Genomic DNA, 14697 nt, shown 5'->3' on the forward strand with positions numbered 1-14697 from the left:
TCGACGTCGGCTTCGAGACACTCGGTGTGACTGCGACACTCGTCGTCGCAATCGGCGCCGTCACCCGCTTCTCCGGTGATTGGTCGGAGCTGACGCACGGAGCCAAGAGGATCCTTCGCCCGGTGACCACCGTACCCATCGCGCTCCTCGCCCTCATGGGAGGGTTCGTCATCCCCGTGGCCGTTGCCCGCCCTGGCGACACATCCGCTCTCCTCGTCTTCTGGGGCCTCTCGGGGGCGGTCGTGACGGCGGGGTTGGGTGTCTTCGAGGTCGAATCGCGACAAGACCATCTCGTCCGCAGAGAACGGGAGTACGACAAGGCGCTCCTCTTGCCACGTCGCCTGAGGTCCGCAGCACCGTCGCGCGCCCGCTATGTCCTCGCGCTCCTCTCGTCTTGGCTGCTTCTGCCCGGTGCGTGGATCGCCTGGTGTGGATTGCTCACCGTCTCTTGGCAGGGAGGTAAAGCGTTCTTCTGGTCGATCTCCGCACTGTGCCTGAGTCTCGCCCTCACCCGAATCGGCTGGATATCCCTGCAAGATCGCACCGCCCCCCGGTCGACGAAGGCATTCGGATACAGCGTGGCTGGTGCAGGCGTCTTACTCTCCGCGATCGTCGGCCTGGTGTTCACCGTCGAGGGACCGCTCCTGATCGGCATCCCGTTCGTCGTCCTCGCGACGGCGAGTGCCGTCATGGTGAGCCCCCGAGCCGCGGCGAGGATCTGGCCCTACTCAGTCGTCATGCGTTGGCATACGTCCAGATCCTTCGCCACCCTGGAACAGGAGGTGACGCCCGCCCCACAGACTGCCGCGCCCGCGCGCCGCAGTGCGCCCTGGGCCCGCTGGCTCGCCCGGATCAGTCGAGCAGCTCCGCCTCGATGACGTCGTCACCGGACTCCTCCGGAGGTGTCGGCCCACTGCTCGTCAGCACCAGCTGCGACCCGTCGACCGCGACATCCACCCGCACCACGTCACCGTCGTGCACACCACCCGACAGCAGCGCCATCGCCAACCGGTCCTGGATCTCGGACTGGATCAGGCGGCGCAGCGGCCGGGCGCCGAAGAGCGGATCGTATCCGCGCTCGGCGAGCCACGCCCGCGCATCCGGCGTCACCGCCAGCGTCAACCGGCGAGCGTGCAGCCTCCGCTGCAGCGCATCGACCGCCAGCTCCACGATCTGCGCGAGATCCGACTCTGTCAGTGGCGTGAACATCACGACGTCGTCGAGACGGTTCAGGAACTCCGGCCGGAACGCCTGCCGAACCATGGCCATGACCTGGTCGCGCTTGCGCTCGTCCGTCAGCGTCGGATCGATCAGCACCGGCGACCCGATGTTGCTCGTCAGGATCAGGATCGTGTTCGTGAAATCGACCGTCCGGCCCTGACCGTCGGTCAACCGGCCGTCATCGAGCACCTGCAGCAGCACATCGAACACCTCGGGGTGCGCCTTCTCGACCTCGTCGAGCAACACCACCGAGTACGGCCGGCGCCGCACCGCCTCGGTCAGCTGACCACCCTGCTCGTACCCGACGTACCCCGGCGGGGCTCCGACGAGTCGCGCGACAGCGTGCTTCTCGCCGTACTCGCTCATGTCGATGCGCACCATCGCGCGCTCGTCGTCGAACAGGAACTCCGCGAGCGCCTTGGCGAGCTCGGTCTTGCCGACGCCCGTCGGCCCCAGGAACAGGAACGACCCGGTCGGCCGATTCGGGTCGCTGATCCCCGCCCGCGATCGGCGCACGGCATCCGCCACCGTCTTCACGGCCGGCTTCTGCCCGATCAGCCGCTTTCCGAGCTCCGACTCGAGGTGCACCAGTCGGGCGCTCTCGCTCTGGAGCAGACGTCCGACCGGGATGCCGGTCCACGCCGCGATCACCTCCGCGATGTCCTCGTCGGTCACGCGGTCGCCCACCATCCGTTCGGCACCGTCGCCCGCCGCGCCCTCGGCACGCTCCGCCTCGGCGAGCTTGCGCTCGAGCGCAGGGATCTCCGCGTACAGCAACCGCGACGCACGCTCGAGGTCGCCCTCGCGCTGCGCGCGCTCCGCCTCGACGCGCAACGCATCGAGCCGGGTCTTGTAGTCGCCGACCGCGTTCAGCGATGCGCGCTCACGCTCCCACCGCGCCTGCAGTTCGTCGAGCTGCTGCTGCACCTTCACGAGTTGGTCGCGGAGCGCCGCGAGTCGCTCCTTCGACGCGTCGTCCTTCTCCTTCTTCAGCGCGAGCTCCTCGAGCTTCAGCCTGTCCGCGTGCCGGCGCAGCTCGTCGATCTCGAGCGGCGCCGAGTCGATCTCCATGCGCAGCCTCGACGCCGCCTCATCGATGAGGTCGATCGCCTTGTCCGGAAGCTGTCGCGCCGGGATGTACCGGTGCGACAGAGCCGCCGCCGCCACGAGGGCGCCATCCGAGATCGCCACCTTGTGGTGCGCCTCGTACCGCTCCTTCAGTCCGCGGAGGATCGCGATCGTGTCCTCGACGCTCGGCTCGCCGACGTACACCTGCTGGAAGCGCCGCTCCAAAGCGGCATCCTTCTCGATGAACTCGCGGTACTCGTCGAGGGTCGTCGCACCGATCAGGCGCAGCTCACCGCGCGCGAGCATGGGCTTCAGCATGTTGGATGCCGCGACAGAGCCCTCGCCGCCGCCGGCACCCATGAGGGTGTGCAGCTCGTCGATAAAGGTGATCACCCGACCCTCGGACTCGGTGATCTCCTTCAGCACGCTCTTCAGCCGCTCCTCGAACTGCCCGCGGTACATCGCCCCGGCCACGAGCGCGGAGATGTCGAGCGCGATGAGCTCCTTGCCCTTCAGCGACTCGGCGACGTCGCCCGCGACGATGCGCTGCGCGAGCCCTTCGACCACCGCGGTCTTGCCGACGCCCGGCTCACCGATGAGCACCGGGTTGTTCTTCGTGCGGCGTGTGAGCACCTGGCTGACCCGTCGGATCTCGCCGTCGCGACCGATGACGGGATCGAGCTTGCCCTGCCGCGCACGGTCGGTGAGGTTGATGCCGAACTGCTCGAGGGCGCTGCCCTGCTCCCCCTGCCCGGGGGCCGGTTGTGCGTTCATCATCTGCTCCTGAAGGATCGAGAGAAACTTGAGTCCGTCTGGCTCAACTTTATCACGACGCCAGATCGGCGGCGCAGGCGAAGCGGGACCGATACGCCGTCGGCGTCGTCCCCAGCACCCGCGAGAAGTTCTGCCGCAGCACCGCCGCAGAACCGAACCCGCACTCGTACGCGATCGCGTCGAGCCCGAGGTCGGTCTGCTCGAGCAGACGCTGCGCGTGCAGGATCCGCTGCCGGCCGAGCCACGCACCCGGTGTCGTGCCGTAGTCGGCCTTGAACCGCCGCGCGAACGTCCGTGGCGACATGTGCGCCTTCGCCGCGAGTTGATCGACCGACAGGTCCCTCCGCAGGTTCTCCAGCATCCAGTCCGTCACCGGCGTGAGCGACAGCGACGTCGACACGGGCAGCGGTGCCGCGATGAACTGCGCCTGCCCGCCGTCCCGCTGCGGCGGCACGACCATCCGGCGCGCGATCGTGTTGGCCGCCTCCGCCCCGAGCTCGATCCGCAGCAGGTGGAGGCACGCGTCGAGTCCCGCCGCCGTTCCCGCGCTCGTGATGATCCGATCGGACTGCACGTACAGCACGTTCGGGTCGACCTCGATGTCGGGGTACATGCTCGCCATCGTCTCGGCGTACCGCCAATGCGTCGTCGCGCGTCGACCGGACAGAACTCCGGATGCCGCGACCGCGAACGCCCCGCTGCACACCGTCAGCACCCAGGCCCCCCGCTCGACCGCCCGGCGGATGACGTCGATCACGCGCGGGTCGACGTTCGCCCACGCCTCTCGCGGAATCGGCGTGATGACGACGACGTCCGCCTCGTCGGCGAACGCCAGCCCCTCCGCGACGTTGATCGAGAACGCCAGGTTGCTCGGAACCGCACCGGGGTCGGGCGTCACGATGCGGAAGTCGAAGTTCGGGATGCCGTCGTCGCTGCGATCGAGCCCGAACGCCTCACAGGCGAGGCCGAACTCGAACGGGGCGAAACCGGGCTGCACGACGCAGGCGACGGTGCGGATCATGGACGACCTCCGGGAGACGTGAACCAGCGCAGGACGCACGCTGGCAGGATTCCTACGAACGGTGACGATACGGCCACTCGTGGCAGGATCAGGCCAAGCATAGCCTTCCTGCCATGATCGCCGCACTCCTCCTCATCCTGCTTCTGCTCATCGTCGTCGCCGGCGCCGTGATCGGCACACTCCACCTCGTCGCCGTCGACGGATACCGCCACGAACCCCGCCGCACCGACCGCCCCGGGTGCCCCTGACACCCCTTCCCCGCGTCGGCGCACCGCCCTAGACTCGGGCCCGCGAGAGGACCCCCATGACCGAGCCCGTTCCGCCGTACACGCCGCAGCCCTACCCCTACCCGCCGTCGACCGCCGCACCGTCCGCCAGGAACCTGGCCCTCGTCGCGCTGATCGTCGCCGCGGTGCCGGTACTCCTGCAGGGCGTGTGGCCGGGTATCCAGATCCAGCTCTACCGCGCGATCTACGACCCCACCGCGATCGGACTGCTGAACGCCGTCTTCTCCCTGTTCATGTCAGCCGTCTCGCTCGCCGCCCTGGTCATGGGCATCATCGCGGCGCGGCGGGATGCCGGGGCTCGACTCCTCGGCGGCATCGCGATCGGCATCGCCGGATCGACCCTTGTCGGTATCGTCCTCAGCCTCGCGTCCTCGACGATCGGCGGCCGGTTCTTCTGACCGTTGCTCGACGCAGCGCCGACTCCGAGGCACGCATGGCGAAGGCGACGGCGACCTACGTCGACAACCCGAACAACGCGGGCGGAGCCGGCGGCGTCTGACCCGGCTCAGCGCCGCGTGAGGTCCATCGCCGCTGCCAGCAGGATCTGCGCCGACCGGGCCCAGTCGAACGAGCGGATGTGGGCGGTCCCCGCCTCGACCAGAGCGTCCCGCACTCCCGGTTCGTCGAGCGAACGCACCGCGTCGGCCACAGCTGTCGGATCGAGCGCGTCGACGTACAGCGCGCCGTCGCCGGCGACCTCGCGGAAGATCTCCATGTCGGTCACGACGGCGGGCACCCCGAGTTCGAGAGCCTCCGCGACCGGCAGGCCGTAGCCCTCATCGAGACTCGTCGTCACGAGAGCGGCGTCATCGGCCAGGAGCGCCGCGTAGGCGGCATCCGTCACCCCGTCGTGGAACACGACCGACGCTCCCGCCGCCAGGGACGTCAGTTCGGCGCGCCGTTCGGGCGAGATGCGCGACAGCAGGTGCAGGGTGTGGTCGGGCAGCTGCCGCATCGCGGTGACGAGCGTCTCGACGTTCTTGTACGGCATGAACGAGCCCATGTACACGAGATTCCGCACGGGACCCGCGCCGACGGCGGTGCCCTGCGGCAGCAGCTCGGCGAGTCGCTGGGGCGCGTTGGGGATCACGACGACCGGACGTTTCGTGAGCCGCACGCGCGCGAACTGCCGAGCGCTCGTCTCGCTGACCGTCGCGACGAGGTCTGCCGCGTTCAGCGTCCACCGCTGCGGCCAGTACGACAGGTGGAACAGCCGCCATCCGAGACGCACGTACCAGGGCAGTGCGCGCGGCGGCGTCCGGTGGCGGTAGTAGATCGTGTCGTGCAGCGTCAGGATGAGGCGGAACCGACGTCCCGCCGAGCCGATCGTCTGCATCGGCGAGAACAGCACGTCGGGTCGGTGCCGGTTCAGCAGCAGCGACGAGAACGGTTCCTTCACCGACGTCGGCGCGTGGATCTTCAGGGTGATCGCATCGGCCGGGAGGAAGGCCCGCTGCCGCTCGTCGTGGATCAGGTAGGTGACCTCGGTCCGGTGGGCGGACGCGGCATCCGACACCGCCTGTGCGAGCTCGGCCGAGTAGCGACTGATGCCGTCGTGGAAGTCCGTGCGGATGTAGCGCGCGTCGAAGAACAGCCGCATGTCAGCCGTCGAGCGGTTCGCCGCGGTAGAGCTTCTCGAACGTGTCGAGCGTGCGCTCGATGTCGTGGATCTCGACACCGTCGAGCGAGGCCTGCTGCATCCGCGAGTAGTCGGCCTGGTCGGCGGTGAGCACGGTGCGGATCTTCTCGGCGAGCTCGTCCGAGTTGCCCGGCTCGAACAGGTAGCCGTTCTCGCCGTCGTGCACGAGGTGCGGCAGCGCGACGGCGTTCGCGGCGATGACCGGCAGACCCGAGGCCATGGCCTCCATCGTCGCGATCGACTGCAGCTCGGCCACCGATGCGATGACGAAGACGTCGGCACGGGTGTAGGCCGCGCGGAGCTCTTCCTCCGAGACCCGCCCGAGGAAGGTGACCCGGTCGGCGAGGCCGAGACGCTCGGTCACCTGTCCGAGGCTCTTGCGCTGGTCGCCGCCGCCGACGATCTCGAACTCGAGGTTCAGGTCGGGCAGCTTCGCGATCGCCTCGAGCGTGATCTCGACGTGCTTCTCGGTCGTGAGTCGTCCGACGAACAGCACCCGGCGACGGTTCTCGCGCGGCTCGAGGTTCGGCGTGTAGTTGCTCTTGCGGATGCCGCAGCTGATCGGGACGACCCCATGGATGTCGATCGTGTTCTCGAGGAACTCCGCCGCCTTGCGGGTGGGCGTCGTCACCGCACGCGACATGGCGAACGTGCGCGCCGCGTCGTCCCACGCGAGCTTGAGGAAGATGTCGTACAGGAACTTCGGCAGCAGCGTGAAGTCGAGGATGTTGTCGGCCATGATGTGGTTCGTCGCCACGACCGGGATGCCGCGCTGGTTCGCGATGCGCGTCAGCGCGCGGCCGATCACGATGTGCGACTGGCTGTGGACGACATCGACGTCGACCTGGTCGAGGAGTCGGCGCGCGTAGTGCTTGCCCATCCACGGCAGGACGAAGCGCAGCCAGTCGTGCGGCCGATAGCGCCACCCGGGCAGACGGTGGACCGTGAGCGGCTGCCCCTCGATCACCTCGGTGAAGACGCCGTGGTTGCGGTGCCCGACGCTCGGCGTGGCGACGTGCACGTGGTGGCCGCGCTCGGCGAGGCCGGCGGCGAGACGCTCGGTGAAGCGGGCTCCTCCGTTGACGTCGGGCGCGAACGTGTCGGCCGCGATCACGATGGTGAGGGGTCCGCGCTCGGGAGCGGGACCGTCCGGGGGCGTCATGGTCACGGGGTACGGGCCAATCTGTGCGTCGGAGGCGAGGGGCTCTCGCCGGTGGGGCGCAGGGATGTGCGGGGCGCCGGGGCTCGATTCTAGCCCGCGAGCCGTTTTGGGCCCGCTGGGAGGTCGGCGCGCCCCGGGCTCAGGACCGTCGAAGGCGACCCCCCTACGCTTGTCGGCATGACCCGCATCTCCGCCCAGGCCGACCCCGCGCAGTGGGTTCCGATCACCGGCTCGTTCGGGTTCCGCGGACGCCGCGCCCGCAAGAAGGCGATCGGGATGCTGCTCGCCCAGGCGAACGCCGCCTTCGGTCGCGAGCAGCCCGGCAGCAAGGTCGCCGCGTGGGCGATGAGCCAGGCGATCCCCGCGCTGATGCGCCGCGCCGACGGACGCCTGCTGGCCTGGGTGTGGAAGGACGACCCCGAGCTCCTCGTCGCGATGGCTCAGGTGCAGGAGCTCACGCCGCAGCTGCGGACCATGCGCGCGAGCATGCCCATCGAGTACGACGACACCGTCTCGTTCACCGGTTCCCCATTGGGCGTCGGCGAGAAGCTCGAGATGCCCCTGCCGCCGAACCCGCGTCAGACGCCGTTCGCCTCGTACACCTGGGACACCGGCACCCACCTCGTCACCCTGACCGCCGTCATCTCCGACCGTGAGCGGTTCGGCACCGTCATCCCCGCCGTCGACGCGCTCGCGCGCTCGCTCCGCCTCGTCACCGACCTGACCGTCGGCGAAGGCCCCGGCACCCTCCGTATCGACCCCGCCTGACCCCCGGCATCCGCTCGGCCGTCGTCGAGCCGACGCGATAGGCACTCACGCTCGCGGGATGACAGCCGTTCGCGTCGGGTCGAGGCTCACGGGCGCCAGCCGCGCTCGATCAGTGCGGCCCGGGTGCGCAACAGGATGCCGCGGCGGTCGGCGCCGCGGTGCGAGCGGTTCACCCGGATCACGCGCCATCCGGCGGCGGCGAGTGCGTCGAGCCGCTCGACGTCGCGCGCGTACTGGCGGTCGTCGAGGCGGTGCTGCTCCCCGTCGTACTCGAGCAGCACCTTCGTCGGGAGGTGGGCGAGATCGCCATAGGCGAGGAATCGACCGTCCACGTCCGTGATCACGGCGTTGACGGTGAGGTCGGGCAGGCCGGCGTCAGCGGCATCGAGGCGCAGCAGTGTCTCGGCGACGGAATCGGTGCGGGATCGGGCCCGTTCGAGCGCTCGTCGCAGCCGTCTGACGTGACGCATTCCGGCGCAGGCCACGACTGCTGCCTGCAGCTCCTGGGAGGTGACGACAGGCTGCTGTCGACGCATCAGCGAATCGGCCGCGACGACGAGCTCACGATCGCCGAGAAGGGATGCCGCCTGGCACCACACCTCGCTGGGTGGCACGCACGGCAGGCCGGCGACCCGGTGACCGACGGCCGCGCTCGACTCGTGGCCCCGCACCCCCGCGCCGCGGGCGCGGCCGAGGGGGCGCGCGGCGGAGACGTCGACGCTCTGGCGCAGGCGATCCGGGATCCATGCTCCGGCGAGCGCGAGCGCGGTGGCATGTGAGAAGTGCTCGCCGGGACGCAGCTTCGGCGCGTAGGCGTAGGCCCGGGCCACGGCATTGCGTCGCCTCCGACCGGGAGCGGACGCCACGGAAGGGACGCGACAGATCGCGCCCGCGCAGGCGGCCGACGGTGACGCCTGCGCCTCTCGCGTCGGCGACAACGAACACAGGCGGAAGCTGCGGGGGCAGCGGCGTCGAAGGTCTCATCCCCCGACACTCGCCACCTCGACGCGCCTCACGCCCCCGGCATCCACCCCTCGTGCACAACTCGCCGCGCGCGCACCCTCGGGAGGAACCTCCAGACGACGCGAACGGTCGTCACCGGGCGGCCTTCGGCGCAGTCGGCGTCGGCTCGGCGCCCGAAGAAGCGTCAGTCGTCGGAGGGGGACGGGTGCGGGCGGTAGAGCACCACGTCGGTCGCGCGGCGGACGCGCGTGCCCTGGCGGAGCGTGACGACCGAGCCGGTCGCGCCGGCGGCGAACACGCGGGCACCGCGGCGGGCGGCGACCTCGTCGCGCAGGCGACCCTGCAGTGCCGAGACCTCGCGGCGCAGCATCCGCACCTGGTTCTCGAGGTCGATGATGCGCGAGATGGCCGGCAGGCTCACGCCGTCGGCCGACATCTGAGCCACCTCGCGCAGCTGCGCGACGTGCCGGAGGGAGTACCGGCGCGACCCACCACGGGTGCGCGCCGGTACCACGAGTCCCAGCCGGTCGTACTGACGCAGCGTCTGCGGGTGCATGCCGGCGAGCTCAGCGGCCACCGCGATCGCCAGGATCGGGGCGTCTTCGTCGACCTGCTCGTTCGCCATGCGTCTCACCTCACTCGCGCGCCTTGGCCATCAGGTCGGCGCGGGGATTCTCCTTGGGTTCCAGCTCGTGGAAGCGCTCCAGCGCTTCGCGCGCGGCCGCATCGAGGTGCGTGGGGACGGCGACCTGGACCTCGGCGAGCAGGTCGCCGGTGCCCTTCGCCGTCTGCACCCCGCGGCCCTTCACGCGCAGCACGCGCCCCGACGGGGTCCCCGGCGCGACGCGCAGCTTGACGCTGTCGCCGCCGAGCGTCGGCACCTCGATGGTCGCACCCAGCGCCGCCTCGGTGAACGTGACGGGAACGTGGATGCGGAGGTTCAGCCCTTCCCGCGTGAAGACGGGATGCGGGCGCACGCCGACCGTGAGGACGATGTCGCCCGCCTCCCCGCCGTCCGGCGAGGGACGGCCGCGACCGCGGAGCTTGATCTTCTGCCCGTCCGAAACCCCGGCGGGGATCTTCACCTTGATGGGCTTGCCGTCGTCGCCCTGGAGCGTGATGGTGTCGCCCTTCACGGCGGTCGTGAAGTCGAGCGTCGTGCGGGCGGTGACGTCGGCCCCGCGCTGCGGTCCGCCGAAGCCGCGGAAACCGCCGCTCGACTGCCCGAACCGACCGGAGCCGAAGCGTCCGCCGCTCTGCTGCCCGAACATCGCGAAGAGGTCGTCGAAGTCGGCCTGCTGGCCGCCCGCGCCACCCGGCTGGAACCGGCTGAACACGTCCTCGAACCCACCGCTCGCCCCGGGCTGGAAGCGGGCGCTTCCGGACCCCATGGCGCGCAGCTGGTCGTACTCGGCTCGCTGCTCCTTGTCGCTGAGCACCGAGTACGCCTCGCTGACCTCTTTGAACTTCGCCTCGGCCGCGGGGTCCCCCGCGTTCGAGTCGGGGTGGTAGGTGCGCGCCAGCTTGCGGTACGTCTTCTTCAGGTCGGCATCGGAGACGTCTTTCGACACCCCGAGCACCTTGTAGAAGTCCTTGTCGAACCAATCCTGACTGGCCATCGGCGCGCCTCCTTACTCGGCCGGAACGGCGACCACGACCTTCGCCGGACGCAGCTCGAGGTCACCGAGGCGGTAACCGACCTCGACGACCTCGAGGATCGTCGGCTCGGTCGTGCCGGGTGTGGGCGCCTGGAAGATCGCCTCGTGCTGCTGCGGGTCGAACGCGTCGCCCGCAGCGCCGTAGCGCTCCACTCCCAGGCGGGCGACGACCGCCCGCATCTTCTCGGCGATCGCGGCCAGCGCGCTGCCCTCGGCGAGGTCGCCGTGCTTCTCGGCACGGTCGAGATCATCGAGCACGGGGAGCATGCCCTTGGCGACGGCGCCCTTGGCGCGCGCGAGCTCCACCTCGCGCTGCTCCTCGGTGCGGCGACGGTAGTTGGCGTACTCCGCCTGCACGCGCTTGAGGTCGAGGAGCAGGTCGTGCTCCTCCTCCGGCGCGTCCGCGACGGCGGCCTCGTCGGACTGGGCCGCGCCGAGGATGTCGTCGACCGTGAGCGCGTCCGGCTCCGTGTCGGCATCCTCGGCGGGCCGGGCCGACTCCTCGGCCGGGGTCGCGGCGACGTCGTCGCCCTCGTCCGGCTTCTCGAAGTCCTTGTCCGCCATGCTTACTTCTTCTCGTCCTCGTCGTCGACGACCTCGGCGTCCACGACGTCCTCATCGGAGGATGCCGGCTGCTCGCCGGCCGGAGCGTCGGTCGGCGCCTGGGCGGCGTCGGCCTGGCTCGCGGCGTAGATCGCCTCGCCGATCTTGGTCTGCGACGCGTTGAGCTTGTCGTAGGCGTCCTTGACGGTGTCGTCGTTGTCGCCCGCGAGCGCCGTCTTGAGCGCGTCGACGTCGGCCTGGACCTCGGTCTTCACGTCCTCGGGCAGCTTGTCGGCGTTCTCGGTGAGGAGCTTCTCGATCGAGTACGAGAGCGTCTCGGCCTGGTTGCGGACCTCGGCGGCCTCGCGGCGCTTCTTGTCCTCGGCCGCGTGCTCCTCGGCCTCGCGCACCATGCGCTCGATGTCGTCCTTCGGCAGCGACGAGCCGCCGGTGATCGTCATCGACTGCTCCTTGCCGGTGCCCTTGTCCTTGGCGGACACGTGGACGATGCCGTTCGCGTCGATGTCGAACGTGACCTCGATCTGGGGGATGCCGCGGGGTGCCGGCGCGATGCCGGTGAGCTCGAACGTACCCAGCGGCTTGTTGTCGCGGGTGAAGTCGCGCTCGCCCTGGAAGACCTGGATGGCGACCGACGGCTGGTTGTCGTCGGCGGTCGTGAAGGTCTCGCTGCGCTTGGTCGGGATGGCCGTGTTGCGCTCGATGAGCTTGGTCATGATGCCGCCCTTGGTCTCGATGCCGAGGCTCAGGGGGGTGACGTCGATGAGCAGCACGTCCTTGCGCTCACCCTTGAGGACGCCGGCCTGCAGGGCGGCGCCGACGGCGACGACCTCGTCCGGGTTGACGCCCTTGTTGGGCTCCTTGCCGGCTTCCTTCTTCACGAGTTCGCTCACGGCGGGCATGCGCGTCGACCCACCGACGAGCACGACGTGGTCGATGTCGGCGACCTTGATGCCGGCTTCGCGGATGACGTCCTCGAAGGGCTTCTTGGTGCGGTCGAGCAGGTCCTTGGTGAGGTCCTCGAACTTCGCGCGGCTCAGCGTCTCGGACAGCGAGACGGGGCCGGACTCGGTCAGCGAGAGGTAGGGCAGGTTGATCGAGGCCGACTGCGAGCTCGAGAGCTCCTTCTTGGCCTGCTCGGCTGCTTCCTTCAGACGCTGCAGGGCGATCTTGTCGCTCGAGACGTCGACACCGCTCGTGTCCTTGAACTGCTTGATCAGGTACTCGACGATGCGCTGGTCCCAGTCGTCGCCGCCGAGGCGGTTGTCACCGGCCGTCGAGCGCACCTGAATGGTCGAGAAGTCGTCGTCCTTGCCCACCTCGAGGAGGGAGACGTCGAAGGTTCCGCCACCGAGGTCGAAGACGAGGATGAGCTCGTCCTCCTTGCCCTTGTCGAGACCGTATGCGAGGGCGGCGGCGGTGGGCTCGTTGATGATGCGGAGCACGTTGAGGCCCGCGATCTCGCCAGCCTCCTTCGTGGCCTGACGCTCGGCGTCGTTGAAGTAGGCGGGGACGGTGATGACGGCATCCGTCACCGTGTCGCCCAGGTACTGCTCGGCGTCGCGCTTGAGCTTCTGGAGAATACGGGCCGAGATCTCCTGCGGCGTGTAGTTCTTGCCGTCGATCGCCTGGGTCTTCCAGTCGGTGCCCATGTGGCGCTTGACGGAGGTCAGGGTGCGGTCGACGTTCGTGACGGCCTGGCGCTTGGCGGTCTCGCCGACGAGCACCTCGCCGTCCTTCGTGAATGCGACGACCGAGGGGGTCGTGCGCAGACCCTCGGCGTTGGCGATGACCTTCGGCTCGCCACCTTCGAGGACGGCGACGACCGAGTTGGTCGTTCCGAGGTCGATTCCCACTGCACGTGCCATGTGATTCTCCTTCGTGTGGCGTTTGCGTATATCTGAAGTCTTTCCGCGGTCCTGGCCACAACCTGAGCCGCGATGACTCAACGCTACTCCGACACCTCGCGAGCGTCAAACCAACTTGAGCCGACTCATATCAAGTTTGCAGACTTCGGCGTCACCCCGGTCGATCGTTAGCGTGGACGGATGCCGATCCGCCTGACGCCCCTCGATCCCACCGGCGCCGACCGCGAGGCGCTGATCTCGTTCATGACGTCGCAGTCGTTCCCGTTCCACGTGCGGACCGATCCCACGGCGGCGCAGATCGCCGCGGCGATCGACGACGGCGCGTACGCCGACGAGGATCACGCGTCGTTCTGGATCGACTCCGACGAGCACGGCCGTATCGGCTTCTTCCGGCTCGAAGACCTCAGCGACGGCGCTCCCCTGTTCGACCTGCGACTGGACGCGGCGCACCGCGGCCACGGGCTCGCGGCGGACGTTCTGCGGGCGGCGACCGACCACGTCTTCACGACGATGCCCGAGGTCAACCGATTCGAAGGGCAGACGCGGGAGGACAACATCGCGATGCGGCGGGTGTTCGTCCGCTGCGGCTGGGTGCAGGAGGCCTACTACCGCGAGGGCTGGCCCGCAGACGACGGGCGACTGCTGGCATCCGTCGCCTACAGCATCCTGCGCCGCGACTGGCGCGACGGCACCGTCACGCCCGTGGTCTGGGACGTTCCCGGCGCCGACTGAGCGTCGGACTCAGCGCCCGCCGAAGAACTTGGCGAGTCGTCCGAGCAGTCCGCCGCCGGCGGGCTTCGGCTTCGCGACGAAGACCGAACGCCCCTCGGCCGCGCTGACGCGCAGCAGCCCCATGAGGCTGAAGGTCGTCAGCAGGCGCCGCGCCTCGCGGGCATCGAGGTCGGCGACCCGCGAGAACTCGTCCTCGGTGAGCGCCGCCTGACCGAGCAGCGAGATCGCGCGCAGATGGTGCGGCTGATGCGGCAGCGTGGTCAGGTTCGGCCAGCGGTGCAGGCGGTAGCGGTCGCCCGCCCGCATCCAGGGTGCAGCGGATGCCTCGAACGACGCGTGAGCGACGGCCCACAGCAGCGGGTCGAGGTCGCGCCCGGGCTCTGCGGCCAGGTGCGCCTCGCGGTCCACGTCGAGGATCGTCATCGACGTGACGCGACCCGGCACGTCGGCGAGCGGGTGGTCCCACCAGTACGCGTGCTGCGCGACGTCGAGCACGAGGGGCGGCAGGTCTCCCGCGCGCACCTCGATGAGGTCGTTCTCGCCGGCTTCGATCGCGGTCTTCAGGCGCAGGGCCAGGCGCGACCAGTCGATGTCGTCGGCGACGCCTTCGGGCATGGCGCCGAGCCCGGCGGCGGCCTCTTCGAGGGTCGTCGCGCGCCGGACGGGTGAGTCGGGGAGGGATGCCGGCCACGGCCCGCGGGTCGGCCCGCCGTTCGTGGGCGCCGCGGGCTCCGCAGCGTAGGGCGCGGCGGCGGGCTGCTCGACCACGGGCGCCGCGGCCGGCGCCGAGACGTGCACCTCGCGCTGCACACCCGCACGGGCGGCGGGGTCGACGGCCGTGGGAGTCCCGGCATCCGTGTCGGAGGTGTAGCCGGTCCAGCCGGAGCCGTCCCACCAGCGGTAGGCGGCGATCCCCAGTGGGTCTGGGCGCCATTCGGCCGCGGTCTGCGCGTCAGTGGTCATCTCGTCTCCTCG

The 14697-nt window shown here is 69.9% G+C and carries 15 protein-coding genes; 5 read left to right on the forward strand and 10 right to left on the reverse strand.

Annotation, left to right across the window (positions count from 1 at the left end):
- Positions 1-26 precede the first annotated feature (26 nt).
- Positions 27-878 carry a hypothetical protein gene (locus tag QE428_RS03995; RefSeq protein WP_307463286.1) on the forward strand — a complete coding sequence of 284 codons (852 nt, stop codon included), beginning with the start codon at positions 27-29 and terminating at the stop codon, positions 876-878.
- Here QE428_RS03995 and QE428_RS04000 read toward each other — a convergent pair.
- Positions 853-3063, reverse strand: a complete 2211-nt coding sequence (locus tag QE428_RS04000) for an ATP-dependent Clp protease ATP-binding subunit (RefSeq protein ID WP_373457694.1) — start codon at positions 3061-3063, stop codon at positions 853-855. The genes QE428_RS03995 and QE428_RS04000 overlap by 26 nt on opposite strands.
- 52 nt (positions 3064-3115) lie before the next feature.
- A complete protein-coding gene (locus QE428_RS04005) occupies positions 3116-4084 on the reverse strand; it encodes a GlxA family transcriptional regulator (protein ID WP_307463292.1) in 969 nt (322 codons plus the stop codon).
- 113 nt (positions 4085-4197) lie between these two features.
- Here QE428_RS04005 and QE428_RS04010 point away from each other — a divergent pair, with 113 nt between their 5' ends.
- Together QE428_RS04010 and QE428_RS04015 are read left to right on the forward strand one after the other, a co-directional pair.
- Positions 4198-4332 (forward strand): hypothetical protein, encoded by a 135-nt coding sequence (locus tag QE428_RS04010; RefSeq protein ID WP_307463294.1) that lies wholly within the window; start codon positions 4198-4200, stop codon positions 4330-4332.
- Between the two features lie 56 nt (positions 4333-4388).
- Positions 4389-4769: a hypothetical protein gene (locus QE428_RS04015; RefSeq protein ID WP_307463296.1), complete on the forward strand. Its 381-nt coding sequence runs from the start codon at positions 4389-4391 to the stop codon at positions 4767-4769.
- 107 nt (positions 4770-4876) lie between these two features.
- On the opposite strand, the gene QE428_RS04020 is transcribed toward QE428_RS04015, so the two are convergent.
- Positions 4877-5971, reverse strand: a complete 1095-nt coding sequence (locus QE428_RS04020) for a glycosyltransferase family 1 protein (protein WP_307463299.1) — start codon at positions 5969-5971, stop codon at positions 4877-4879.
- 1 nt (position 5972) lies between these two features.
- Positions 5973-7172, reverse strand: a complete 1200-nt coding sequence (locus QE428_RS04025) for a glycosyltransferase (RefSeq protein ID WP_307463302.1) — start codon at positions 7170-7172, stop codon at positions 5973-5975.
- Between the two features lie 177 nt (positions 7173-7349).
- On the opposite strand from QE428_RS04025, the gene QE428_RS04030 reads away from it, so the two are divergent.
- Positions 7350-7940 (forward strand): hypothetical protein, encoded by a 591-nt coding sequence (locus tag QE428_RS04030; protein WP_091357325.1) that lies wholly within the window; start codon positions 7350-7352, stop codon positions 7938-7940.
- Between the two features lie 86 nt (positions 7941-8026).
- Here QE428_RS04030 and QE428_RS04035 read toward each other — a convergent pair whose 3' ends face one another.
- From QE428_RS04035 to dnaK, 5 genes are all read right to left on the reverse strand, one after another.
- Positions 8027-8806, reverse strand: coding sequence for a DUF559 domain-containing protein (locus QE428_RS04035; RefSeq protein WP_307463307.1), 780 nt, complete (start codon positions 8804-8806; stop codon positions 8027-8029).
- 281 nt (positions 8807-9087) lie between these two features.
- A complete protein-coding gene (locus QE428_RS04040) occupies positions 9088-9528 on the reverse strand; it encodes a heat shock protein transcriptional repressor HspR (protein ID WP_307463311.1) in 441 nt (146 codons plus the stop codon).
- A 10-nt stretch (positions 9529-9538) separates the two neighbouring features.
- Positions 9539-10522, reverse strand: coding sequence for a DnaJ C-terminal domain-containing protein (locus tag QE428_RS04045; RefSeq protein WP_091357334.1), 984 nt, complete (start codon positions 10520-10522; stop codon positions 9539-9541).
- 12 nt (positions 10523-10534) lie between these two features.
- The gene (locus QE428_RS04050) at positions 10535-11125 is read right to left on the reverse strand and encodes a nucleotide exchange factor GrpE (RefSeq protein ID WP_133399102.1); all 591 of its coding nucleotides are present in this window, start codon (positions 11123-11125) and stop codon (positions 10535-10537) included.
- A 2-nt stretch (positions 11126-11127) separates the two neighbouring features.
- The gene (gene dnaK / locus QE428_RS04055; protein WP_091357339.1) at positions 11128-12990 is read right to left on the reverse strand and encodes a molecular chaperone DnaK; all 1863 of its coding nucleotides are present in this window, start codon (positions 12988-12990) and stop codon (positions 11128-11130) included.
- Between the two features lie 180 nt (positions 12991-13170).
- Between dnaK and QE428_RS04060 the strand changes: the two genes are divergently transcribed.
- Positions 13171-13722 carry a GNAT family N-acetyltransferase gene (locus tag QE428_RS04060; protein WP_307463317.1) on the forward strand — a complete coding sequence of 184 codons (552 nt, stop codon included), beginning with the start codon at positions 13171-13173 and terminating at the stop codon, positions 13720-13722.
- A gap of 9 nt (positions 13723-13731) precedes the next feature.
- Here QE428_RS04060 and QE428_RS04065 read toward each other — a convergent pair whose 3' ends face one another.
- Entirely contained in the window at positions 13732-14685 is a 954-nt protein-coding gene (locus QE428_RS04065) for a DUF2510 domain-containing protein (RefSeq protein ID WP_307463321.1), read from the reverse strand.
- Positions 14686-14697: the final 12 nt, after the last annotated feature.

The sequence above is a fragment of the Microbacterium sp. SORGH_AS_0505 genome, from assembly GCF_030818715.1.
Lineage (GTDB): Bacteria > Actinomycetota > Actinomycetes > Actinomycetales > Microbacteriaceae > Microbacterium.